Origin of the sequence: Paenibacillus sp. DP01 (assembly GCF_044784315.1) — a bacterium.
Lineage (GTDB): Bacteria > Bacillota > Bacilli > Paenibacillales > Paenibacillaceae > Paenibacillus > Paenibacillus polymyxa.
In genome coordinates, this window is sequence record NZ_CP173059.1 from 5,404,569 (window position 1) to 5,429,693 (window position 25,125).

A 25,125-nucleotide genomic window follows, 5' to 3' on the forward strand; every position below is an offset into this window, starting at 1 on the left:
TTTTATTCTGCACACCTTATGACACAAAAAAGAAAAGTACTCTTGTAAAACAAGAATACTTTTCTTCGTAAACAAAGAATAAGTTGATCCCGCTGCGCGTTATAACAGGTTCTCCCCTCAGATAGATCCGAAGCGAAAAGCCGAATATCCAATTTTATTAGGATTCTTTCAGTATGATGTTCGTAATGGCCCACTGCGTTGCTGAATCATAATCGCGCAGTAAAGCTTCTATATCGAGCTCCATATCCTCAATCAGCTTCTCGCGAAGTCTCTTCTTGTACAGCATGGACATTCGGAAATCCACTTCCAGCTTCAAGCCGGGGGCTTCCACTTCCAATGCCGCCGAGCGTGGAGAACGCCGGTGCTTCGCTACAAAGGTAACAATGTTGTTCTCAACGGTGGCCCGCAACAGCGTGGTCCCGAAGCCGAACAGTTCCTTTGAAACTTCATTGTAAATCTGGCACATCCGCTTCTTGCTTTCGTTACTGTCGAGCAGCGTCATGAACCCACCCTCATCAGCATATTACGTACAATCAATCTTTCAACACGATAGATTATACATAAATATGCGATAAATAGCAAACTAAAATCCCTGATTCAATAGTATACATCGCGAAAAAGCGAACAATATGTCGAACTTTGTAGCTTTAGAACATTTTTTACACTTACCGACTTCAAAAATCTCGGTTTAGATCCATCCTACCAAAGGGCTGATAACAACGAAAGGAAATAAGTAGCTATTTCCATTGATCAGATGAAACTTACATTAACTGTAGCCCGTACAACAATGCTCCAAAATAACAGCAACTTCAAGCTACAGACTCCAAAGATGCTATTTTCGCATTTCGGGAGATATTTTTTCTTCTACTATATATGTATTTTTTATGTACACACCATTAAACCGTACCCCGCAGAAGTCCCCTAGCGATAGTACGGTTCTTTTAAGTTATGTAGCTGGCACAACAACATAAAGTTAGCTATGATATACGCCTAATCACCATTGTGCTGCTCGTTTGCGCTTTTCTTCCCGCCGATCAGCTTCTTCCATTTTGCGAATATAACGTTTCAACTGCTCTTTATGCTCATCCAACTCGTGTATCCGTAATGTGGTTCCTTGGAGGAACGCCTCCATTTTGCGTGTTAATTCAGCAGCTGATTCACCCCGCCAGTCTTGCAGACGACTATATATAGTTTTCATCTGTTGCTCCTGATGCTGAAGTCTTTGCTTTAGCTGCTCGCACTGCTGTACAGCCCTCCGCAGATCCCCCAGGCTCAAAGATATTCTGCTCATCTCTTTCGCCTCCCGTTGTGTTCTTCCAGCTGCTCTTTCTTATTGATCCACCATCGTAAATTCCTGACCCTTGCGATCGATGTACTCTGCTATCTCTGTAATCGATTCCTGATACCAGCGATTAATTCGATCCAGTGTCGCCGTAGCACTATGCGCAAGCGGGGTCAATGACTGACTTTCACTTGTTCCGATATGAGCCTGAAATAACTGAATGGACGCACGGGTATCACTAGAAAATCCATGCAAGCTAGAGCGCATCTGATTAGCCGCATGCTTTAGCTCTTCAGGTGTTAATTGAATTGTACCCCCATTTTTGTTGCCTACAAAATAAGCTCCACTATTAGCGCGGCCATTTTGTTGGCCTGCTCCCATCAAATTCACACCTAGGGCATTAGCAGCAAACTGACCGAAGGCACCCAGTTGTCCACCGTAGCGTTCGACCAAATCGCCCATGACTTGCTTGAGCTCTGCCTGCGCAGCCAGCATTTGCTCGTACGCCTGGACCCGCGGATTTCCTTCTACCAATTGTCCATCCATGGTGTACAGCGGATTGCTAATATTGCCATTTTCATCAAATGTGAAATGATCCATGCTATGCGTTGCTTCACCCAATACCGAATTATAGAACTTGGTAATTGCATCTTGCTGCATCATGGGCAACGTAATTGGGACATAAACAATGGGAGTCCATTTGGGTCCCAAAAAAAAGTTGGCCCATTTATTTTCTCTTTCGACTGGTAATGAAACAGGAACAGTGATTTTGGCTGCATTAGCTGTCTTATAATCATTGTCTATAAAGTAGGTTGCACCCACATGTGGCTGTGCATCATTAACTCCCGAACCAATAGTATCTTTCGGGTTGACATAAGCGACATTCGTCTTTCGAAAATCGCCATTTTCTACCTTCTTTTGAAGATCATCCGGTAATAGATGTACAATGCTTGGTGGATTATAACTGACGGATGTCAGTCCATTCCGCACCGCCACATATTCTGCCTCCGCTCCTCCTAAAGAATGGCCTGTGGTCGTTATCTCAGCAGAAGGATACTCTTTTTTTACAACATCATATAGATTTTGAGCTTGTGTAAATTGATTATTCTGATACTTTTCCTCATATTGAAGAAATGCAGTTTGCACTTGTGGTGGGAGTTTAGCCACCTCTTCCTTATTATTTTCATAATAATGATGGACTTCTTCCAACGTTTTTGCGCGTCCTCCGACGACATCGCTGATGTCCGTCCCCCAGTCCATCGCTACGCTCCACTTGGGCCGATCTGGAGGTTCTGTCCCCCTATAACCGATGATCACCTGATTGGTTTTTTCGTTATGGAATACCGTCGCATCGAATCCAGAACCGTTTGTGTCATGCAGCATAGCACCTTCAGGTTCAACAATCTTCCAGTCAGGAAGAATTCTGCTCTTAGCATCTTTAGCAGTCAAATCCCGGTCATACACTCTATCTGCAATGGTCCAATATGTTTTGTCGTTAATGTAGGTCAAGTTATTCCCACCTTGTCTATTGTGTAAATATATTATAGAGTTATGAAAAAAGGTGATTACCAGAAAAGGAGAATTGTAACTTGAACAGAAAAATCCAACTGATTCTGGCACTTATTTTAATTATTATGTATTTAGGAGGTTGTTCCAGCTTGTCCGACAAAGAGAAAAAAGAATTAGTAGACGTCGCCACTCCGATCGGCGTGGAATTTATTAAAGAACACTATAATGCTGATTTCATACTAAAAGATTATGTTGTGGACGATCCGGCTATCCACTCAAGAATATATCTGTATGGGTACATTAAAGGTCACGAAGACAGCAAAATTACTATTTATTACAGTTATAAAACCAAAGAAGTAATCGACGTCTCTGGGCCAGATTGGTTTATCGACAGCGAAGTTCCCAAATACAAGACCCCTTCTTCCTGAGAAGGGCTATTATAAATGTTAACGTCTAATTTTTCCCAAATTAAGAAGTAGTATAATTATAGTGCATCCTATTTACGAGTGATATAGCCGAGAGGAAAAATAAGTATAAAGTCATTGGATTCAGTATTTCTGGTCATAGTACATAGCTTGGGCGGAATAGGTCTTTGTAACTGTATGTTAGGTGAAAGTTGCACAGATGAACATAGAAATAAGGCTCCTAAGGAGCCTTGTTTACACGTTGCCTGACTTATTTAACGTTTTTCACTTTGAGCGAGAGGCTGATTTATATAAATAAAAGGATATTCGCCTTTGCTTATTTTACGTTTCCATTCTTGAACCATATCTTCCTGGGTCGGCGTTTTCTCATTCACGATTGCTCCTGTAGTTACTTTAGCCATGCTTTTCCCCCTCCCTTGGTGGTTTTATTTACTGCGTCTTTATCTTTTCTCCAGTCATTTTGATGTTTCCGTCCATTTCGACCAAACTCGTTTTACATTTTAAACCAATGGCATCTTTGGCTGTGACTTGTATGGTGTTACCCGCATTGAGTACTAGGTTTCCATCAGCCTTAACACGGATGTCCTTTTTACTCCGCAATTCGATGCCGTGGTCATCTAGCAGTCGAATCACTACTTCATCGTCGTTCCCCGTGATTAAAATTTCATTTTTCTCAAATATAATGGCTTTGCGGTACTTGGTCATAAAGATCTTCGTGGACGGGTCCTTAATAAAGTCGCCCCCTTTGGATCTCTTGCGGATTGAATGAGTTACGATGGCGTCCTTTTCTTTAGCGGTCGGAAAGTAAATGTCTACAAAGTCAAACAACTCCGGCATACAGTACCATCCTGTATTTCCTTCCGATGTATAAAATGTAGCCGTTGGAAACGCGTAGGTTTCCTTTACGTTCGGCTTGACCTTGTCCATTTCGTAAAAGAAAACCTTCACATGATCCTGCTCGATTCCAATGACCTTGGACTTCAACGAGATGCCACGAATGCTCTCATTTACAATCAAATCCTGCTTCATTCCATCCGCTGTAGTCAGCACATACTCATGCCACAAAGCACTATGACGTATAAACGCCACAGACTGCAGGACGTATAAAGTTTTCCCTTTAAATTTAACCTCAGCCCCAATTTGCAGTAGGACATCTTTGGCTCCTGTCGTTTGCACTTTATAATACAAAAGGTTGTCGTCCTTGCCGGAACCTGGTTTGGTTTTTCTGGTCATGGAGTAGTTATACTGTTTGAGCTCCCCTTGATTGACACCATTCGGTAATCCAAAATAAAACTGAGGTTTTTCTCCAATCGGATCAGATATCAGTCCCCAACCGAGTCGAGACGCTATACGTTTCAAAAACGACCAGTCTGTTTCGTCGAATTGCATCGTAAATTCCTGTAAAAGCTGATCTTTTAAGCGGCTCGTACAATTGGCTTTGGGATAGGATTTGAGCACATGTTCGAGCAATACTTGCAGCTTCATCTTTACATTTTGAAAAGTTTGTCTATGAAGCACTTCATCCAGCTGGCTTGTATAGGATAGAGCTTCGACGACCAAATGGGCTACATTGGACACCAACTTGATTCTAAACTGCGCGACTAATCCTCGAAATAATACAATCTGTTTATGATCATCATTCACATAAGATATAACTAACTTCGCCCCTGCTTCCATATGATCTGTATATTCTTCCATTTGGGCACCCGTTAACACACCTGTCAAAAAGACTTTCACATGCTCATTCATTTTCTGTACAACTTTAACTTTCGGGTTTTTAAGAGATAAAACCGTCCCGTTATACTTGATGATTGGATATCCCATGTTACCGCTCCCTTTTGTCGGTTAATTTACGTTTATCCGTTGTTTGCTTACATATTGAACGACATCTTGAATGGTTTGATTATGTCCCTGATCGTTAAGAGTCTCATCTAATGCAGGGATCGTGGTAAAGGTTTTATTTGTTTTCTGAAAATAAATATCCGCTATAGGGAATTCATCAACTCTACCAGGCCCATGAATCCCGTTGTCAACATCCGCAATGATGATAACATCCTTCAATCCATCCTTATTCACATCCTTGAAGGCCACTGCTTCTACTCCTTCGTAACGTGCAACCCACTCACGGTTCCCGTAGAAATTGGGGAATGGATATAGAATATGTCCTTGGTCATCCAGTAGGAAGAAAAAGAATTTACGAAAACCTTCTGGATACCCATATGTGGATACAAAACGTACTTTTCCAAAGCCTTCGAGAGTAGTTTGAAAAGACTGCGACTCTTCAATTTCATATTGGTCGGTATCCAATTTTTCACCGCCAACTGTGGAAACAGACTGATCCTCAACAGAACTTAGCTCACTCCATAGTTCCTCATTCTGCCTGATATTCTCTGGAATTTGTGCAAAATGAATTTCATACTCCGCATGGTCCCCTACTACATGAGCCATAGGTACACTCATCCCCAACGAATCATTTGTGAGATAACTAAACGATTCCATTTCTACTTCCGCAAGCGAACCTTTGATTACATCTGCGTTGGCTAACAATTGCATCAAATCGTCTTTTGTGAAATCACCGATTAATCCTTGTTGCTCCGGCTGAACAGCTGTAATCTTCCCGCTTTTTATAAGCTCAATAAAAGGTTTTTCGACTTTTATCAGATCTCTCAATCTTATTCTTGAAGCCTGCTTCATATCCAGGTTCGTCGTATAAAACATATGAGTAGGATAGGCTGCGTCCTTCACATAACGAATACCCGTATATTGAACGCTCAAGAATCGTTCACTTTGTCGTTTGATCTCATAATCAATTTCGACATGAACTCCAGAATTGGAATCCGCATAGTTTTGTAACCCTTCTAAAGCATCAGTCTTAAGAATTTGGTTTAAAGATTTTTGCTTTGCAATATCCTTGAGTTTTGTAATTTGAGGGTATTTAATCACGATCCCATTTTTTGAATACTTCTCTCGAGTGAGCTCATAGCTTTGCGGTTCACCATGAGTATTCGAGGCGATGCTATATTCGGAATCAATACGGACTTCTCCACTTTTGGAGAACTCAATGATAAGGTTTTGTTCAGAATCATCACTGTTTATTAAGAAACCATCGCCGTGGTCTAAAACCTCGATACTCATGCTATCATGTTGTCGATTCTCGATAATAATAGGCTCATTCGTATCCTTGTTCAGTTCCCACGCATCCGGGAGCTTTATCTTACCTACATCTATACTTTTCTGCGTCCACTTTTGTCCAGACAACTCCCACAAATCAATAAATACGGGGTCTGGATGATATATGGAAACATGTCCCCCTAAACACAACTGTATTCCTTGGTCTGAATCTCGAACCACAAAGTCTGTAGTCAATTCTGGCCCGCCATCCTCAATCATCTGGGCGTGTACAAGTTGCTTCGAACTCCACCACTGAATAAATGTGTATTTATCTCCGATCGTACCTGTCAGCGTTTTAGGTGCTCTATAATTCATAACCCTAACGTTTAGCTGCCCACTTTTTAACTGAAACGATTTTGTTAAGATAGTGAGATTGTTATCGAATTTTTCTACTAATTCTCCATCCTTCATCTCTACACTTTCTGGCTCGTTTAACAACAAATTAAGTTCCTGTGTGAACTCCTCAAGCTTGTTTTGTCTGATATCAGAATCCTTATTCTCATCGTTGACTATACGAAGTTTTTGAACTAACGCATCCAACATTTTCGAATAAGAAATCGTTTTAACGTCATTTTGGAGAGAAAGCGCATGATTTGTTTCTGTTGCTGGAGAATCCTGTCCCTTCATGCATCCATTCAGCACTACACAGGAAATGAGTAATAACAGCACGTAACAAATTCGCACATACTTCAAGTAACTCATGCTGGAGATCACGCTTTCTACAATTTATCGTTCATCTCTATACTCATAATCTTCCACTTGCCTGACTGCTTTTCTAACGTGAAAACAAGTCCTTGGTCTTTTTTCTCTTCACTTGAATTACTTCTTACTAAAAAGGTCCGCTGATTAGCCTCATTAGCAATCTCTTTTATGTTCAGATCTAATCCCGTATAGTCCATAGCGGAAAAATCTTCAAAATGATTTTTCGGGCTTGCTGACAACGCAGTGAATTCCGCCATTTCAGGCAAGTGTATCAAGAAGCGATTCATAAGATAATGATCTTCCAAATAATTTTGAATAATATCTTTGGGAACCGTGGGATATACAAATTTTTTATTTCCATTCTCGTATAGTACTTTTGTTTTTTCGGGTCCGGTGCTGTCGAATTTTTGATATGTTATTATCATATGTTGTTGAATATCCTGAAAACGGTAGTAACTCACATCCTCAAAAACACCATCTTTATTAATGTCCTCTAGCTTCCTGCTCCCTTGCCCTGTTGCTTCTGGATAACTGTAATTAAGGTTGTTAATTTGGTTATGGTTCAAAGCAAATATAGAGAAGCCTTCTGCCTCATTCACTTCGCTAGTTGAATATACAACTATAAATTTTTGTTCTGTTTGATCTAATTTCATAATTTTCATGTCTATATTAAGATGTGCAACCATAACTGGGTCCTCTAATTTACCAATGATGTGATAGCCAGCATCCTCCCGGACTACAAATATGTTGTCAATCCCCCCTTTTTCTAATCCAAAAGCAAGCACATATTCCGGCTTTCCATCAAGGTCCAAATCTTCTTTAAATATTCTCTGAAGCTGCTCATTTGAGGGTTGGACTTTCTTTATAAACTGATCTAATGTGTTAGAATCTGCGACGTAATTTCCATTTCTTTTATTAATCGGATTCGCAACATTACTATTTCGATCTTGTTTTTGAGCAGCAGACTCTGGCTCAGTCACGGCTTCTTGCTCTATCACTTGAGTGCTAGGATTGGTGGGGTCAACTGCCTGCTGCTTCTCATTCGTAGGTTCTACTGAACATCCATTCAAAAACAGACTAGTTAACAATATTAACAATAGTATTCTATTTATAAAGTTGATTTCACAAAACTCCCTTTTTTATATTAATTACTGCACGTTTATCCGTTGTTTGCTTACGTATTGAATGACATTTTGAAGCGTTTGATTATGGCCTGTTTGATTAATATTCTTATCCAATTTAGGAAGAGTAGTGTATGTGTTATCCTTTCTCTGAAAATAAATCCCCGCGACAGGCAGTGTCTCTATTCCGTGTGCATTAACTCCGGTGATATAATCAGCAATAATAACAATATCCGTACGTCCATCCTGATTCAAATCCTTAAAACTTACTGCTTTGATCCTATCAATCATTTTACCGTTGTTACCATAAAATTCGGGGAATTCGTACAGGATCTTGTTTTCCACATTTTTGTCACTGTTAACTTCCAAAAAAAACTTTGCTTGAATCAGATCATTCATATCCTCATCTTTTAAAGTGGATATAAACTTTACTTCTCCCCATCCATTAAGAGGGGTGGTAAATGATTGTTCTCTCTGAATAGTATATGGTTCTAGATCAGGATCGGGCTGAGCATCCTCTTCTACGTAATCACCACTACGTTGCTGCTTAACGGATTTTTCCATGTTATATTCAATAAAAATATTATTTACTTTCTCTGTTTTAGTATCCCAATTAATACTCAAATGTTGGCCATCTTTGGAGTAAATAACATTACCATTTTTCACAATACTTGGTTGTCCGTAAAGTTGTAGTACTTTGCTAAGTGTATCACCAATCTTCAATCCTCTTTTGGTTTTAAACTTGGGATTCTCCAAGCTCACAGCTACTAGATAACTTTCACCATCCACCAATTCCTCCCCTTCAAGTTCAATTTTAGATAAGACTACAAAATCAATTTCTGGATCTTCATATTTAGGATAAGACAAGCTCCATCTTCTATATGTTCCATTTCCACTAACATATCCCCGATTGAAGTTATCGTATCCTTCACCATAACCCCACTTACGGATAAGTTCTTTAATATCCGTATTTTTATCAATCTTGTGCGACCGATATGAGACTTCAAAGTCGTCGTCCTGAAGGAGTTTAGGATCGGCAGATACAACATTTTTGGCTTTGTCTAATTTTTTATCTGGATAGTAGCCAGTGTCTTCTTGCTTAACTTTGGTGGTAGCTGTTTCCCCACTATTAAAATCATGGATAGACGAAGAACTACATGCAGTTAACGCCAATATCATTACAAGCATTATAATGAGATAACCGTAGCCTTGCCTGTACATATCTTTTCCTCGTTTCTCATTATAGTTATCGTTTACCAACGATTGTCCACTCTCCGTTACGTTTTTTTTTGCTATCGTTACCATTTTGCACAGGTTTAAAATTAACATTAGGAAGCTTAATACCTTCGGATGCAGCAATTTTCTGAGCCACACTTTTATCGAGACTCAACAGATATTGTTCATAGTTAGAAGCTTCATTCCCACTAAATAAATTGTAAACTTCCTGCACATGTTCACCCCAATGGTTATCACTAGCATATTCCCCGCAATCAACTTGCTTTGATTTCATTCTAATGATTGGTGTGATCCAATTACAATATTGAAAAACGTTTCCTTTACCCGTAATCCCACTCAATTTATTGTTTTTTACTACGGCCTTTCTGAATTCCTGACCATAGTATATATAGCCCAATATTTTCCCAAATATTAAGCTATTGGCTTTCATCAAATCTTTAGCATAATTAGTTTCAGCACCATGTTCACCATCGGCTGCCCTATTTGTACTGCTAGTATTAAAACTGCCTGTTCCTTCTTGAATAATAATTGCTAACAAAAAACGGGGATCAATCTGAATGTCATACATTTCTTGTATCTTTTTTGTAGCTTCCCACAAACCGTGTATCTTTTCCTGATTCCATTGCATTTTAGTGAATTTTAATGAGCGTCTTTTAAATGTTTTTTCAGCTTTAGAACTACCGTTATACTGGAATTCAGCAGGTATCCATTTTCCAGCCGGAGTCTTTACGTTCGTTTTTATAGGTTCATCTTTCGATTCAGTGGTAATGGGTACTTCTGGTGGTGCTTTAGTACTCGTATCGATCAAACCTAGCTTCTCGCGAATTGCTCGTCCAGCCTTCTCAGCAGCCAGCTTTTCCCTGATATCTCCGCTTGCCTCCGCAGTCATCCAACGAACGATTTCTTTTTGCATCTGTTCTTGAGCCCACTTGGGGAATGTGGCCATTTCACGTAATTTGCTTCGCAGCCCCTCTGCTAGCTTTTGTGCTTTACGCATGCCAACCTCATCACCGTTGGCTTGAGCGATGTACCAGTCCTCTTTGTATTTACGCAGCCAGGACTGGGCCCAGTCGGGGTAATTCAGTTTCTGTTTCTTCTGTTCTGCCACCAGATCAAAAGCCTGTGCTTTTCTGTGTGCATTAGCGGTTGTTAAAGCTTTCAACATAGGGGTTGCACCAAACGTTGGTTCTTTCCACTTCATATGCCTTCTCCTTTGTTAGGGATGCTAGAAGAATCGTATCTCCGACATACAGGTATCGTGATATTTGGTTCCTCGCTCTACGGCCTCAATCGATATTTTCACAAATGAAGTATGAATGGGCTTATCAAGAAATTCGTTTCTTATAAAATCATTATCTACCATTATGGTCTGTCCATTTGAAAACTCCAGTTTCATTCGTTTAACTCTATTATTTGCTTGGAAAGCATTAGATGACTTAGCTAAACCATTGATAAGCTCAAACCCCTTTAGTTCTTGCATAGAGCCGAAATCAATTCTGATCCACTCCCCGTTCCCGTCTCCCTTAACTCCTTCACACCAGGCTGTTCTCGCATCTCCATCCATGATGTTACGGGCAGCATAGGAGTTCCCCGCCTGATCTGGAAGTGTAGATGAAGCAACAATTCTCTGTGCCGGAATGTTTTTCCGATATTTCATCAAATCCGTTGTAGTTTGTATCCATTGTGTAGGGGACACGTTATAGCCTATCCTGTGGAACACATTGGAGTATTTTATAGGCAGACCTGTTTGGATGTCTCGTTGTTGGATTTCACCCTTCAAGTTCAAATAAGCAACCCTGTGGTTATCCGAGGTTATAACAGGAGATTCTGTGGCTTTCATTAGTAACTTCTTCTCCCCAGTCCTGATATTGAGCACATAAGCCTTATCATTATCGTTTGAATAAAGGACCATTTGATCGTTATACAGCCACTGTTCAATCTGTATGCCGTCTAATCCTGACTTGATTTGTTGGATTAGCTTGTTCTTGGACAAGTCATAGATCAATATATTATGGTTACTATCTACAAGGGCAAATTGGTTACTGTCAGGTGAGAACACGGGAAGAACGAGATAGTGACCATCGTATAAATGTCCTAATGCTTTCGTTTTCTGCATCTGATTTATATAATAAAAAAAGGCAGCATCCTCTGTGTAAACACACTTCCGCAAGTCAGGAGACATAACGGCGTAGTCCCTATTCGGCACCTTAAATTCAGTTATTTTCTTTATGGTAGACAGATCAAAGATTTTGATCACTAAATAATTCAATTCGGTTGACTCTCTACATAAGGCAATACGCCTGCCATCATCCGAGAACCTATCCAGATACAACTCAGATTCAGGATACGCCTCACCTTCACTTGCATGTAATTTACCTATAATGTCGTCTAAATCAATATAGGTATTGCCTGTAGGATCATCCATGTCAGCTAAAAAATCCATAGGCATGTTTCCATTTTCCGCTTCAAACAACAACCAATTTACGGACTTTTTTGGTGGGGGAAGCTTCTTGGACTGAGAGACAGCAGCATGGGTTTCATCTCGCTCTGGTCCTACTTTTTGGCTCTCGTTCGATCGTATACAGCTACATAGCATGGAAAAGATTATGACTAATAACGCGATTTTACTTATCTGCATCATAGATTTTCCTCATTTTCTACAATTCATCACAATAACTTCAGCTCACCTATACATGTATTTGGGAAGTCCACGCCTTTTTTTACTTCTAGGATAGTAATCTTTACGAAAGAAGTTCGTATAGGTTCATCGAATTTAAAACGTGTGTCACTGTTCTCAAGCACTGTCGATTGTCCATCCGAGAAATCAAGTTTCATCCTCTGGATGGTATTCATGTCTATATACTTATTGTTAACCCATATAATTCCATCAACCATCTCTATACCTCTGACCTCTTGAGCTGAACCCAAATCTATAGTTACCGTTCCCCCTACTCCACCTGTCTTAGATCCTTCACACCAAGGGGTTAAATTATTATCATCCGTTAAATTGTCCACACGAAAAGAACGATTCCCCTGATTAGGCAATGTGGAAGAGGCCGTTATTTTTTCCACTTCGACCTTGTTGCTATACTTCATATAATCGGTTTTTGTATTTATCCACTGTATTGGTACTACCCAAGTACCTTCTCCATTTACAATGGACGAGATATCTTCTTTTTTTCCACTGGCTATATCAATCATGAACATTTTTACAACCTCATCATCTGCCAGTACTAATTTTTTTTGATCTGGAGATAGAATAAAGTCGCCCTCATTTTTAGTTATAAACTGTACTTTTCCAGTGGATATATCTAGTGAATAAATATCGTTTATGAAAGTATTATCTTTTTTATAAGTTGTATAAATAAGTTGGTTCCCCTGACCCCATTGCATAACGCTGGAGACACCAGTTCCTACAAGCAGGCGCTTTGCACCACTATTGCCAGACAGATCAAGCATTACGATTCCTGACTGACCATCCACAAAATAAAACTTGGTGTTATCCGGTGAAAAAACTCCTTGCCCATGAGAAATATTGCTCACGTCTGCTTCACCCTTTTCATTCTTCACTTCTGTAGTTCGGTTACTTATTGCATCATATAAACACAAATGCCCATTCATTACATATAAATATTTACTTAAATCAGAAGAGACAACAGGATATTGGGCAGCTGGCGGCAATTTAAACTCTTGCTCTTTTTCTTCCGTATCCAGATTGTACACTTCAATAATAAGTGGCTCCTCTGGTTGCTCCCCATAAACATCTCTTATAATCGCCATACGACTGCCGTCACTTGTTATTCTCCCGACATCTACCTGTGAGCCGCGATATTTTATACGTTCTTCACGAGTTTGCATAGTGTCAATCAGGTCGTCGATACGGATATTAGTTTTTCCAGTAGGATCATCTAAATCGGTCAAGAATTGAACTCGATCTTCTACGCCTTCTTGGCCATTCAAAAGCCAACTTTCTTTCTTTTCAGTCCCCTTTGCGGCATCCTGATTTATCTTAATTTCATTACTTGATGGTATATTGGGAGACTGCGAAGATGTAACAATGTCTCCATCTGTGGTTGCTGTACATGCAGACAACAACACTGAAAATACAATAATCAAAGCCACTTTTATATAACGCATGATTTCCCCTCTCTTTACACTCTCCAAAAATCCCCTTCATTAAGCGGGTTGTCCCAATTCCTTTATGTGATTCTGTACTTCCTTATCCCTATTTATTTTTAATTGATCCATCGTCTTGAATAATACGCTTAACTGCTATTACGTTTGTATATATACGACCGTAAGACCCCTTCCAATCTTTGCTTAATTTATCTATCGTTACATTATGAGAAGGCTTTATATCTGAATCCATTTCACTAGGCTTAGTTGCGTTACCATGCTCGTGAATAAATTCCCCATTCCCGATATACATACCTACATGATTTGGTTGTCTTCCCTCCCTTTTTTTCCAGTCAAATAATATTAAGTCACCTAACTTCAGGTTTTTATAATCCCCCTTAGTGCGTAAACTTTGGTGGTCAACCTCTATCCCCCGATTGATTTGGTCTCTTGTAGTACCGCCTATATGCACATCTAATATGGTCAAGTACACCGAGGAACTAAAATCAGAGCAGTCCATATATATAGGGGGATTATTAGGGTCTAGCTTCATCGTTCTAATTTTGGTATCCATACAATAAGGAATTTTGCCTAAAAACTTCTTGGCGAATTCTACAATGGCTTTCCTTTTCTCCTCGGCAGAACTGCTGGAAGGTGTAGGCTTCGTTTCCTCTTTCGACGGTTTATCAGGAGTAGTCGGCGTCTTCTTGCCCGGTTCCGTTTTCGTTGTTGGAGCTGCTGGCGTTGCAGCCTTATTAACCTTAGGCCATGGAAGAATACCATTGGCTACTTGATGCAGGTATACGGCCAGTACATCCCGACCATAGCCCTTATTCTCCAGGCCGTATTTTTTCGCAAAATCATGCAGTGCGGCGTTAAGCTCTTTATCCCAATTGCCTGTAGTTGGTAGCTTGTACGAGAAGCTGTCTGGATACTTCTTGGCAAGCTTGTTCAAATTCTCTCTGGCAAGCTGACTGTTCACCCCGTACTTACTCCGCAGAGCGGCCGCTTCCTTAGCAATAGCCTTTTGGTCGGCAACGGTCAGCTTATGGGCCGCATCTGCGTATTGCCCGGACAGTTCCTCCAGCCGATTCGCATCCAGATAGGATTTGGCTGAATGACCACGAATCAGCTCGTTGATTAGCACGTTGTCACGCAGTTGGTTGGCGAGAAGATGCATCTGCTTTTGCTTGGCCTTGTCGTTTGCGCCATGCGCTTCCCACCATTGGGACGTGTATCCATGCATTTGCGCTCTGGCCCAGGCAGGCATACGATCTATTTCTGCCACCTGCTGACGCAATTGCTTGGCCTTGGCCGCTGCTTCCTTGGCCCCCTTTTTGTCCCCTGCTGCCACGGCCTTGTAGTAGTCGGCTTTGTACTGAAGCAGCAAATCCTGTACCCATTGTGGATATCCCTTCCCCTTCAATTCTTGAATCAGGGATTGATAAGCTTTCAATTCGGCATCAGGCATCTGATTTTTCATGAACTTACTAGCCTTGATATGAAGTGTTCCATCGGTTCGGATATAGCTGGTTTTGCACGTCAGAGATATTTCGCGAGTAGCGGTCATCTGTACCTTTTTGCCATGCAGCACCAGGTCTGTATCGGCGTGAAAGGTAAGATCGTGATGACTGTACACGTGAATACCAGATGCAGGATTTAAGCGTACAAGTATCTTGTCTTTCTGGGTGGAGAGGGCCAATTCCTTATCATCGAATCTCGCCACTTTTTGTGATTTGGTATGAAGCAGCTTTCTGGATGGCTGGCTGATTTCATCTCCTGTGTAGTCTCTCTTACGCAGGGATTGAACTACACGAGCTTCCTTTTCTTTGTTGGATGGAAAATACAAATGGACATGATCCCCAAGCTCGGGCATGCAATGCCAGCCGATCCCATCACCGGTATACATAGTGGGGTAAGCAAACCAGCACCCTTCAGCTTTGGACTGCGTGGAATCTACGGACAAGTGAAGTTTAACGGATTCGTTTTCGCTATTTAATTCAATAACTTTCCCTTCAATAGAAGCACCTTTGATAAACTGATTATGTATAACCTCCCTCGGAATGCCCGCTTCTGGAACGAGAACGTAGTCATATGTCATAATGCCCTGCTTCATCTCTGCATGAATCTGATCAATAACCCAATGCTTTCGTCGAAACAAGACCACATCTCCAAGTTCAAAACGTTTCGTGTCCTCCACTTCAGCATACGTATACTGGGGGCCTGACTTTGTTTTTTGGAGGGAAAAGTTAATGCTGCTCAGTTCACCTTTCACCTGTTCTTTTGAGGTACCTAACCATAGCCGCGGAAATACGGATGTAATCTCGGCAATCAGTCCAGTGTGCAGATGAGAGGCCATCCTTTTCAGAAACTCCCAATCACTCTCCCCATACTGAATAGTAAAGCCGCCGAGCTTTTGGTTGCTGTCTGTCAGGTCAATAAAATCGCCGTGTGGATAGCTATCTATAAGCTCCCGAAACAATTGATAATACGTCAAGCTGCTGTTTTGAAACGAACGATTTTTCCGTTGTCGATCCAGCATATATGTAAAAGAGGCTGCCTCTATGTACATGTGATATACACCATTTGTGAATCCAATTCTAATATGGGTGACGATTCCTTTAAAGATGCTTACTGTGCCTCGATCTTCATCCATCTCGTATACCTCTAGCACATCCTCATCATGCGCTAAACCATCATATTTCGCATGATCTTCATCCGGTATGAGAGCAGTGATGTACACTTTGCCGTGCTCATTTACCTTCAGTGTCAATTGAACATCCAGTAGACGGACAATTTCATACGGCGCATTCACTCTAATATTTCCATAAGTCAGCACAGTTCCTGCCAGTCCCATCTTACTCCCCCCATTTGTCTTAACATGTGATGTTTCTACAATGAGTAGCTATTCCTGCCCATCTGACGTGAATGAAATTTTCCCGCACCACATGCATAGGTTCGTGGAGCAGCTCATCAGAGCCGGAGATTGATCTACGTATACATCCTTCTTTCCATTCAACCAAGGCATAGACACGCTGGGTATGCAGGGTTGCGGAATGATTCTTCCAGAATTGCCCTTGTTAGCAGAAGAAACTGTAGGATTGTGCATACTACGGCACATGCCGAAAGATGGGATATGCGTCTGCGGGTGAAAATCCTGAATATTCCCCTGCAATTTATCACCAATACTAATCCCCCTGTTAGCTGAAACACTAAACCTGCCCGAATGACTTCCATAGGTACACTGTATCTGTGCCCCGTCCACTACATAGCTCTCACTCATGATCGGACTCTCCTTTATATAGACGGCCTCTCCGTATCAACCTTTTGTAATTTCAAGCCAGCCAGATTAAACTTCAAAATACATTCAGCTACATCTAGGTCCACAATGATATGCTGATTGGCATGCTGAACCCTGAATATCTTATGATTCTCGACTGCATATTCATCTAAAATGATTTTCTTCAGTGTACCGTCCCTATGACATTCGCTAAGTGGTGATAAACACATCAGGCTAGGCGGATGAGCCAGCCAATACCTCGTTTGCTGCATACGCTGCATATCAGCAAAAACAATCAGCTTCCAGCGTAATCCGGCTTGGTATATATCAAAGATTTCCTTTAGTTGCTCAGAAACAATGGCTACTGGTTGCTCTATAAAATCAATATAGTCCGCATCGCCTGATACATAACATTGCAAAATAGACTCTTCATCAGTACACAATGAGCGTTCTGCCCATTCCAACATTTGTCTACGATTTGTCTCTACTGGAAACATATACTCTGTAATACGATTATCCTGTTGAATCATGTAGTACTCCATAAGCTGTTGGATACACCACCTCACTGATTCCTTTATACTCTCCTATTCTTATTTCCAAATCGTTCTCGCATTTCAATGCTTGGAATTCAGGGAGTTGTACAGCCTGCTGTATAGCGTCTTTAGCTAATTTCAAAATGTATTGATGAAATTCCCACGCAGCCTGAAGGACATATCGCTCGACATCAGGCTGAATAACCTTATTCATATAAGGTTTTCGAAGCTGATTCAGTTCGTCCTCCATTTCTGCCAACAAGCTGAACGCCCAGCCTGCATCATAGGTTCCATGCCAAGGTTGAGGGTCAAAGTACCAATCCTTACCATACATCTCGATGACATAGTTATAATTGCGATCCATCAGATATGTGCGCCGCATAGAATAGGTAATATATCCGATTCTTATTTTGGCCATTTCTGCAGAATTCGCTTGCAGGCAGATCAATTGAAAGGAATGGATAAAAGAGAAGATGAGCTCTTCTTTTCTGTGCTCATACAAAGACGCCACCTGATGTAATTTCTGATTCAACACAGCTTCCCCATAGGTCTTATGGAAGTGATCTAGGGCTTCCAGTCTATTCATAATTCCACCTCTGAACCTATTATATAGAATATTTACATGATTTTACTGGTTCTATTCTCCTATTTAATTACACTTTTTTCATATGATGAGATTGCAAACGAATGTATAAAAACCCAAAAAAATCATTTTATGATTTCATAAATGTGTACTCGCATACCCCATACCTCTTAGAAAAACTGTAGACTAGACCTAGGAGATGAAGGTTTGTGCAAATGAATAGGTAAATCGAAGTAGAAAGCTCGGTTTATAATGAAATAATCATGTATAATTAACGATACGCTCCAACAACACTTTCAGAGAACCAGGAATGGGGTACACAAACTACTAGAGTTTTGATAACCACCACTTTGCATCAGGATTGGAGACACATGACTACTTCACCTACAGGTTTTTATAATAGTATTCAAGAAGCTACCGCACACGTCATTGATGTGCTGAGTGATATTTTACATGTAAATACCATTTTTATTGCCGCTAATGATGGGGTTACCAATGTGATTTTAGATTCATTTAACCGGGAAGAGGTACTGGTTCGCAATGGTGAGGAGCTTCCTTTTGAGCTTAGCTATTGCAGTCTGGTGCTGAACCATTCCGCCGATTATCTCACCATTTCGGAAACGTCTACTCACCCGTATACATGTGGTTTAGATGTGACTAAAACCATTGGGAACCACTCATTTACAGGAATTCCTATTCGCATGAAAGATGGTCAGGCTTACGGAACCATTTGTGTTTTGGATGCGCCATCTGCCCATTTGACAGAAACGGAAATAAAGGCTCTTCAGGCTATGGCTGTATTTCTGGGTTATGTGGTAGAACTGGAAAAAGACAAGTTCGATGCTGAAGTCTCTTCTATGAACAAGCTGGATTTGATTTCTTCCCTGAGTAATAAAATTCGGTTTTCGCTCACTGAAATTTGGGGAGCCACGGATCTCATGCTGACCACGGAGTTAACAGAAGAACAACAGCAATATATGAGTATCATGGAGTCGAGCAGTCGCTCACTTTTGATGCTGCTGAATAATATTTTGGATTATAGCAATATTGAATCCAGACAGATTGATGATCTTGAGGACCCATTTGACCTGAGAACGATGATGGAAAATGTGTTGAGCTTGTACACAGAAGTAGCTGTGCAACGGAATTTAGAATTGAAGCTGGATTGGAATCTTGCCAGTTCGCCTATTTTTATCGGGGATGAGGCTAAAATTCGGCGTATGCTGATTAATTTGGTGGATAATGCAGTGAAGTTTACAAGCACAGGATCAGTCATCTTATCTGCAACCACTCAATCTGTGACCGATGCGCCTGAGGTTGAATTGGAAGTACGGGTGAAGGATACCGGAATTGGTATATCTCCGAATAAGCTGAAATTGTGGCTTGAGCATGACCATGGGTACCCTCCCTCATATGACAATCCCGGCTTGGGTTGGCAGATTACCAAACAGCTGTTGAAACGAATGAATGGTAAAATGACAGGGATTAGCGAACCTGGTAGAGGGACGGAGATTACGCTCCAGTTTACCCTGAAAATATACCAGGAGTCAGCCTGAACAAACGGTAGGCTTGCGATCATATTGGGCCAATTAATAAAACCCGTGACAGATAGCGTCACGGGTTTTAGCTATGCATACGCACTAGGTAGTATGATCACTGTATGCCACACGTTTGTGGACAGTTGGACTTAGTAACGTTTGGGAGCAGCCTGCTTGGCCAAATCCGCCATATACGTAAAGAAGGCTTCCGGGTCTGTATCATATACCAGGTTCACAGGGCGTCCATCCGCCTGTTCCACCGTTCTGCCCTGACTTGGGCCTTCTGCGATAACACTGCAATGCACCGTCTTTTTCTTGACAATATCCGGGCGTCCTACAGATGCAGTGGTCAGTACATCCCACAGGTAATATGTTGAGTTGGTCTCGCTATACACGAGCGGAGGACATCCTGCGTAACAATTGCCCAGGAAATCAACGCCTTCATATCGGCGCTCGGCAGCCCAACGATTGCGTACGGCTGGAGTTAAAGGCACTTTGCTTGTGCTTTCCAGCGCTACCAGATCAATTGTGATGCCGCTTTGCCATACTCGATAGGCCGCTTCCGGGTCCCAGAATACATTCCACTCTGCGGTACCGTCATGCTCCGGCTCCTCCACATTCCCTTTTTCAAAGGTGCCGCCCATCCATACCAGCTTTTCAATCTTGGCTTCAATATCCGGTGCTTCATCCAGCGCCCGTGCCAGATCGGTTAGCGGTCCAGTGAATAGCAACAGCGTTTTACCTTCAGCTCCGCGTACCTTTTCAATTAGATGCTGATGAGCTGGCAGGGATGAAAGCGGTGCTTCCATTCGCCCCGATTCATTCAGCACAGGTAATGCATCTACATAGAAGGAATGTAAACGCCAAGCGGCAGGAAACGGATTTTTACCGCGTGAATTAGACTTGGCGACTTCAACAGGCCCTTTATTTTGTCCAAAACGATCAATAATTTTACGGCTGGCATCCGTCGCCGGCTCCAGGTAACCATCTGCTGGAATAACCGATACTCCGGTCAAATGAACCTGTTCCATCTGAAGCAGCATAAACAGGGATACTAGATCATCCACTCCACCATCATGATTAAAATAAACGTTTGTCTGACTCATCTGTCTCTTCCTTCCTTTATCCCCGTAAAACAGGCTTGTTCTTTTATCGGCAACCATCCTTCATTATGCCTGATCGCTACACAGGAGTAAATGTGTGATAGTACGTGCATCAGGGATTTTTTTATCTGCTCCATGCTTAAAAAAGGTAGAATTGTGTGTAATAACAGGGTAGAGGCATGGGTCCTAATCGGAAGCGTAGGAAGGAGAGATGCATATGACAGTCCGAACAATAGAAGAGTTGGAGCAGATCCGCAAAGAGTGTAAATCCATGGTGACGAAAAGGGCCGCAGCTTCAGGGGGAGCTGTATTGGTCCCCATTCCAGGGGCTGACGTTCTTGCTGATGTCGGCATTTTGATGCAGCTACTGCCTGCCATTAATGAAAAATTCGGATTATCTGAGCAGCAGTTGGAGGGTCTGGATGCAGAAACAAAGTCGATGGTGTATGGCTTTATCACTTCAATTGGCAGCAAGCTAATCGGACGACTCATCACCCGAGAAGCCATCGTGAAGATTTTGCAGAAAATGGGCATTCGCATCGCCACCAAGCAGGTTAGCAAGTTTGTCCCTCTACTGGGGCAAGGACTAGCCGCAGCGATTGGCTTTACTGCGATGCGAACCATTGGGAATCGGCATATCGATGAGTGCTACGAAGTGGCCAAACGCCTGCTGGAGCAACAAACTGCCGCAGATACGGCACGCAACTGGACGGTACCACAGCAGCCTCTAGATCCCGCGGGAGTTGATCAGTTGCCAAATCAAAATCCGGCAGCAGCGATTCCGCTACTGCCGGCATCCCATAAAGAATAATTTTTCAGACTTAGTATTCTCCAATTCTCCAGCACGGGGTAACACAGGTCGAGACAGCCCTTGTATCTCCGTGCTTTTAACCATCTATCTTGGCTCCATAGGAGCGGGCCACTGCTACGGCCTGCTCGATATCTAGCTTAGCTCCGGTGATGTCCAAATCTTTAAAATTCACGCCATCCATCTTCGCACCGCGCAGGTCTGTTCCTTGAAGGTGGGCTTTGTGCAGCCTTACCCGAGTAAGATCCGCCTCCCGCAAATCTGCCTTTTCCAGATGGCATTCGGATAAATCAGCTTCCTTGAAGCGTATTTTTCGCAAATCCTGTTTTCTTAAATCTGCATGACGTAAGTTCGTATAAGACCAGTCTCCGCCCGTAATCGTGATCCCATCCATATTTGCTCCCGCAAAGTCTGAACCTACCAGCTTACAGTTATCAAACCGGACTACAAACAGATTCGCGCTGGTGAATAGACAATTGGTAAAAGCAGACTCCTTGTAGTGAGATGCATTCAGGATAGCTCCGGTAAAATCACAGTCCACAAAGGTACAGCCTTCTACAAGAGACTCATTCATCTCTACACCCCGAAAGCGACAACGGGTAAACTCGCAATTTCTCCATTCGCCTTCTCTGGCATCCATCGAACCAAAATCACGGGATTCATAGACCTCATCTGTATAAAAGAACATATTTCCCTCTCCTATTCCTTATTCCCGACACTAGGAATTCAGCTTTTCGGCAACGACCGCTCAAAACCGTTTTTCATTTTTCCAAGCAAACCCTTCATCATCTTATGATCCTGTGGCGTAAACTCAGACATGCATGACCGAATCAGCTTCGTATAATAAGGGACTATCTTACTTAATAGCTCTCGTCCTGCCTCTTTTAAGCCGACAGTCACCATCCGTCCGTCACTCTCATGAGCCACACGTTCAATCATTCCATCTCGCTCTAGACCGTCGATCAGCCCCGTCATGGTTCCACGCGTGACATCCGCTTTTTCCGCTAACTCCGATGGTGTCATGCGATGCGGCGCATGACAATGCAACAGACTAAGAACAATAATCCGGCCCTGAGAAGCCCCCAACTTGGTCAAATCTGTATCCATTTCCCTGAAAATACCGTTAGCCAAGCGCGCAAATGTCACAAAAGTCTCTATATTATCTACTTCGGCATCCTCATGTCCAAAGCTACGCAGCACCCCGCGTATGGAGTCATTATGAAAATTAAAATTCATAGTCCATCCATTCCTTCCTTAAATCCGCTTGTTCCGTCAAACGGTAGCTTTTCCATTCATCTGGCAGCAAAGAAGCATATGGCTCCTTGGCAAAACGATCATCTACCAGGACCAGCAGCCCTTCGTCATGCTCTGTGCGAATAAGTCTGCCTCCTGCCTGAAGAACCTTGTTCATCCCCGGATATACATACGCATAGTTGAAACCATTTCGTCCCTGTTCCGAAAAATAATCCCGCAGCACATCCCGCTCTGCTCCAATTTGCGGCAAGCCGACGCCGACGACCACTACCCCGTTTAAGCGATCACCCGGTAAATCGACGCCTTCAGCAAACACACCCCCCAGTACGGCAAACCCAAGCAGGGTACGCTCTTGCCCAGGCTGGAAGGTGTCCAGGAACCGATCACGCTCCGGTTCGGTCATACCTGGACTTTGTACCAACGTATCTGCAGACACGTCCCGAAGCATGAACTCCTCGTATACCTCACGCAGATACGGATAAGACGGGAAAAACACAAGGACGTTCCCTTTCCGCTCCGCAACCAATCCAGCCAGCATATCGGCAATCGCCCCTTTGGAACGCTCACGATCCCGATAACGGATGGAGAGCGGCAGCAGGCGTACATCCCATTGCTCCTGATGGAAAGGGGAAGGGACCTGTAACGTATAGTCTTCCTCGCTTGCTCCGAGCATGTCCCGGTAATAAGCAAGCGGTGTCAATGTCGCCGAAAAATATATAGTTGAGCGGTAGTTCTTTACAGCCTGTCCCAGCAAATGCGAAGGATCGAGGCAGAACAGCTTGATCCTCACCTCACTGCGCCCCGCTTCAATATAAGTAACGTAACGTTCATCGTATAGAGCAGCGATTCGCAGCATATTTTGAGCGGTAAAATACGTATCCAGAAGCAATGCGTAGGCCGTCCTCTCACTGCTTGCGCGGCTTGTACTGCTCCCCGCCACCAGTTCACGTTCAGCTGCCTCCACAAAAGGCACTAACAGCTCTAGCACCCCTTGCGGTGCTGATGTTTCCACTGCTTTTTCTGTATCTGCATGCAGCTTGCGCAGCGTAATCATATGTGCGTTCACTGCACTCGCAGCCGCAGCAATCTCAGGGCTAAGCAACTTAAATTCTCTCTTCAGTTCCAAAAAAGAAGATTTCAGGATTTCCGCCGAAAACATGTCCCGACCGCGTTCCACCAGATTATGCGCCTCATCCACCAGCACAACACCTTTTCGCTTGTGCTCCTCCAGCAATCTTTTCAGAGAAATCCGTGGATCAAAAACATAATTATAATCACTGATTATACCATCCGAGGCATACGCCACATCTAGTGAAAATTCAAAGGGACATACCTTATGCTTGCGCGCATAATGCTCAATCACCGCCCGCGTCATTAACGTCTCATTCGCCAAAATATCGGACACCGCACCGTTAATCCGGTCGTAATAGCCCTCGCACATGCTGCATGCTCCTGCATCGCAATCATTTTCATCCTTGAAGCAAATTTTATCCTTCGCCGTCAACGTTACCACATGCATGTGCAGCCCTCGGGCCTGCATTCGGGCATATGCCTCTTCAGCTGCTGCCCGAGTGGTGGTACGAGCCGTTACATAATATACTCGCCTAGCCAGTCCTTCGCCAATCGCCTTAATCGCAGGATACAAAGTGGATACCGTTTTACCAATACCTGTGGGTGCTTTGGCAAACAGGTTAACCCCTTCGGCAATCGTCTTATACACCGAACCCGCTAGAGTTCGTTGACCTGAGCGATACGTGTCAAAAGGAAACTCCAACATAGCAATACTGGTATCCCTCTTCTCCGCATGTGCTCTCAGCAGGAATGCATACGGCGCATAACCAGCAATCATTTCCTGAGCGAAAGCCTCCAGCTCTGCAAAAGCTAGCATCCGTCTGAAGCGGCGAATATTTTCACTGTGTGCTTGTACATAAGTAAGTTGAACTTGCATGGAATGATGCTGTTCCTCACGAGCAATCATATAGGCATACAGAAATGCTTGTGCCCAGTGCACCGGCTGGCCGTCCCCCTGAATATCTTCGAGGGGCTGAGAGATTGATTTAATTTCATCAACCGTCCATACGCCATCCAGCTCAATCAATCCGTCACAGCGGCCTTCAATGATAAACAATTCGCCCTCATACAAAATTTCTGTACGTAAATGCACCTCTTTGCGGTCATGCTCCTTGTAACCTTTCTGAATAACCTGATGCACGCGAGTTCCTTCCTGCATACTGCTATTCGAACGAAAGCCGCTCTGAATGCTGCCACTTCGATGCACATATTCCACAAGTGGACGCACCGAAATGTGAATTGGTTCCTTCATACGATCACCCGTTCCGGTCATAGTCCTTACACTGTACCACGTAGATCAACGAAACGTAAGGGACATAAGAATCGTTTGTGGTCGATTGGTATTCATTCATATCTACTTTTTACCGAAATATAGAAACGAGGCCTTTTACTT

At 42.7% G+C, this 25,125-nt stretch carries 22 protein-coding genes; 3 read left to right on the top strand and 19 right to left on the bottom strand.

Going from position 1 to position 25,125, the window contains the following annotated elements; genetic code table 11:
- Positions 1–157 precede the first annotated feature (157 nt).
- From ACH59B_RS23840 to ACH59B_RS23850, 3 genes are all read right to left on the bottom strand, one after another.
- On the bottom strand, positions 158–502 hold the full coding sequence (locus tag ACH59B_RS23840; RefSeq protein ID WP_013373571.1) for a hypothetical protein: 345 nt from the start codon (positions 500–502) through the stop codon (positions 158–160).
- 492 nt (positions 503–994) lie between these two features.
- Positions 995–1,291 (bottom strand): WXG100 family type VII secretion target, encoded by a 297-nt coding sequence (locus ACH59B_RS23845; RefSeq protein ID WP_017428620.1) that lies wholly within the window; start codon positions 1,289–1,291, stop codon positions 995–997.
- A 39-nt stretch (positions 1,292–1,330) separates the two neighbouring features.
- Positions 1,331–2,791: a lipase family protein gene (locus ACH59B_RS23850; RefSeq protein ID WP_285693477.1), complete on the bottom strand. Its 1,461-nt coding sequence runs from the start codon at positions 2,789–2,791 to the stop codon at positions 1,331–1,333.
- An 80-nt stretch (positions 2,792–2,871) separates the two neighbouring features.
- On the opposite strand from ACH59B_RS23850, the gene ACH59B_RS23855 reads away from it, so the two are divergent.
- Positions 2,872–3,219, top strand: coding sequence for a hypothetical protein (locus ACH59B_RS23855; protein WP_016822754.1), 348 nt, complete (start codon positions 2,872–2,874; stop codon positions 3,217–3,219).
- Between the two features lie 251 nt (positions 3,220–3,470).
- On the opposite strand, the gene ACH59B_RS23860 is transcribed toward ACH59B_RS23855, so the two are convergent.
- The 12 genes from ACH59B_RS23860 to ACH59B_RS23915 all read right to left on the bottom strand — a co-directional run bounded on the left by ACH59B_RS23860 (position 3,471) and on the right by ACH59B_RS23915 (position 17,961).
- Positions 3,471–3,617, bottom strand: a complete 147-nt coding sequence (locus ACH59B_RS23860) for a hypothetical protein (protein WP_016822753.1) — start codon at positions 3,615–3,617, stop codon at positions 3,471–3,473.
- 28 nt (positions 3,618–3,645) lie between these two features.
- The gene (locus tag ACH59B_RS23865; RefSeq protein WP_031462412.1) at positions 3,646–5,040 is read right to left on the bottom strand and encodes a hypothetical protein; all 1,395 of its coding nucleotides are present in this window, start codon (positions 5,038–5,040) and stop codon (positions 3,646–3,648) included.
- Between the two features lie 21 nt (positions 5,041–5,061).
- The gene (locus tag ACH59B_RS23870; protein ID WP_349365374.1) at positions 5,062–7,089 is read right to left on the bottom strand and encodes a DUF4163 domain-containing protein; all 2,028 of its coding nucleotides are present in this window, start codon (positions 7,087–7,089) and stop codon (positions 5,062–5,064) included.
- Between the two features lie 17 nt (positions 7,090–7,106).
- Positions 7,107–8,177, bottom strand: a complete 1,071-nt coding sequence (locus ACH59B_RS23875) for a hypothetical protein (protein ID WP_236633976.1) — start codon at positions 8,175–8,177, stop codon at positions 7,107–7,109.
- 60 nt (positions 8,178–8,237) lie between these two features.
- Entirely contained in the window at positions 8,238–9,431 is a 1,194-nt protein-coding gene (locus tag ACH59B_RS23880; RefSeq protein WP_025366083.1) for a hypothetical protein, read from the bottom strand.
- Positions 9,432–9,456: 25 nt separating this feature from the next.
- Positions 9,457–10,647 carry a hypothetical protein gene (locus ACH59B_RS23885; RefSeq protein ID WP_025366084.1) on the bottom strand — a complete coding sequence of 397 codons (1,191 nt, stop codon included), beginning with the start codon at positions 10,645–10,647 and terminating at the stop codon, positions 9,457–9,459.
- A 24-nt stretch (positions 10,648–10,671) separates the two neighbouring features.
- Positions 10,672–12,087: an NADase-type glycan-binding domain-containing protein gene (locus ACH59B_RS23890; RefSeq protein ID WP_285693493.1), complete on the bottom strand. Its 1,416-nt coding sequence runs from the start codon at positions 12,085–12,087 to the stop codon at positions 10,672–10,674.
- A 26-nt stretch (positions 12,088–12,113) separates the two neighbouring features.
- Positions 12,114–13,583, bottom strand: a complete 1,470-nt coding sequence (locus tag ACH59B_RS23895; protein WP_016822746.1) for a discoidin domain-containing protein — start codon at positions 13,581–13,583, stop codon at positions 12,114–12,116.
- 88 nt (positions 13,584–13,671) lie between these two features.
- Complete coding sequence (locus ACH59B_RS23900; protein ID WP_285693498.1) at positions 13,672–16,419, bottom strand: NlpC/P60 family protein; 2,748 nt, start codon at positions 16,417–16,419, stop codon at positions 13,672–13,674.
- 48 nt (positions 16,420–16,467) lie between these two features.
- On the bottom strand, positions 16,468–16,845 hold the full coding sequence (locus tag ACH59B_RS23905) for a DUF4280 domain-containing protein (protein ID WP_017428631.1): 378 nt from the start codon (positions 16,843–16,845) through the stop codon (positions 16,468–16,470).
- A gap of 14 nt (positions 16,846–16,859) precedes the next feature.
- Positions 16,860–17,372 carry a hypothetical protein gene (locus tag ACH59B_RS23910; protein WP_016822743.1) on the bottom strand — a complete coding sequence of 171 codons (513 nt, stop codon included), beginning with the start codon at positions 17,370–17,372 and terminating at the stop codon, positions 16,860–16,862.
- Complete coding sequence (locus tag ACH59B_RS23915) at positions 17,356–17,961, bottom strand: hypothetical protein (RefSeq protein ID WP_126666461.1); 606 nt, start codon at positions 17,959–17,961, stop codon at positions 17,356–17,358. Before ACH59B_RS23915 ends, ACH59B_RS23910 begins: the two co-directional genes overlap by 17 nt.
- A 368-nt stretch (positions 17,962–18,329) precedes the next feature.
- Between ACH59B_RS23915 and ACH59B_RS23920 the strand changes: the two genes are divergently transcribed.
- Positions 18,330–19,514: a HAMP domain-containing sensor histidine kinase gene (locus tag ACH59B_RS23920; RefSeq protein WP_126666462.1), complete on the top strand. Its 1,185-nt coding sequence runs from the start codon at positions 18,330–18,332 to the stop codon at positions 19,512–19,514.
- 131 nt (positions 19,515–19,645) lie between these two features.
- Here ACH59B_RS23920 and ACH59B_RS23925 read toward each other — a convergent pair whose 3' ends face one another.
- Positions 19,646–20,602 carry a nucleoside hydrolase gene (locus ACH59B_RS23925; protein ID WP_013373589.1) on the bottom strand — a complete coding sequence of 319 codons (957 nt, stop codon included), beginning with the start codon at positions 20,600–20,602 and terminating at the stop codon, positions 19,646–19,648.
- A gap of 214 nt (positions 20,603–20,816) precedes the next feature.
- Between ACH59B_RS23925 and ACH59B_RS23930 the strand changes: the two genes are divergently transcribed.
- Complete coding sequence (locus tag ACH59B_RS23930) at positions 20,817–21,410, top strand: hypothetical protein (RefSeq protein ID WP_285693503.1); 594 nt, start codon at positions 20,817–20,819, stop codon at positions 21,408–21,410.
- Positions 21,411–21,486: 76 nt separating this feature from the next.
- Here the strand turns inward: ACH59B_RS23930 and ACH59B_RS23935 are convergent, their stop codons facing one another.
- The 3 genes from ACH59B_RS23935 to ACH59B_RS23945 are packed head-to-tail and all read right to left on the bottom strand — an operon-like array spanning position 21,487 to position 25,005.
- Positions 21,487–22,095, bottom strand: a complete 609-nt coding sequence (locus ACH59B_RS23935; protein ID WP_126666464.1) for a pentapeptide repeat-containing protein — start codon at positions 22,093–22,095, stop codon at positions 21,487–21,489.
- A gap of 38 nt (positions 22,096–22,133) precedes the next feature.
- A complete protein-coding gene (locus tag ACH59B_RS23940; RefSeq protein ID WP_016822737.1) occupies positions 22,134–22,643 on the bottom strand; it encodes a MarR family winged helix-turn-helix transcriptional regulator in 510 nt (169 codons plus the stop codon).
- The gene (locus tag ACH59B_RS23945; protein WP_126666465.1) at positions 22,633–25,005 is read right to left on the bottom strand and encodes an ATP-dependent DNA helicase; all 2,373 of its coding nucleotides are present in this window, start codon (positions 25,003–25,005) and stop codon (positions 22,633–22,635) included. The genes ACH59B_RS23940 and ACH59B_RS23945 overlap by 11 nt, the downstream gene beginning before the upstream one ends.
- Between the last annotated feature and the right edge of the window lie 120 nt (positions 25,006–25,125).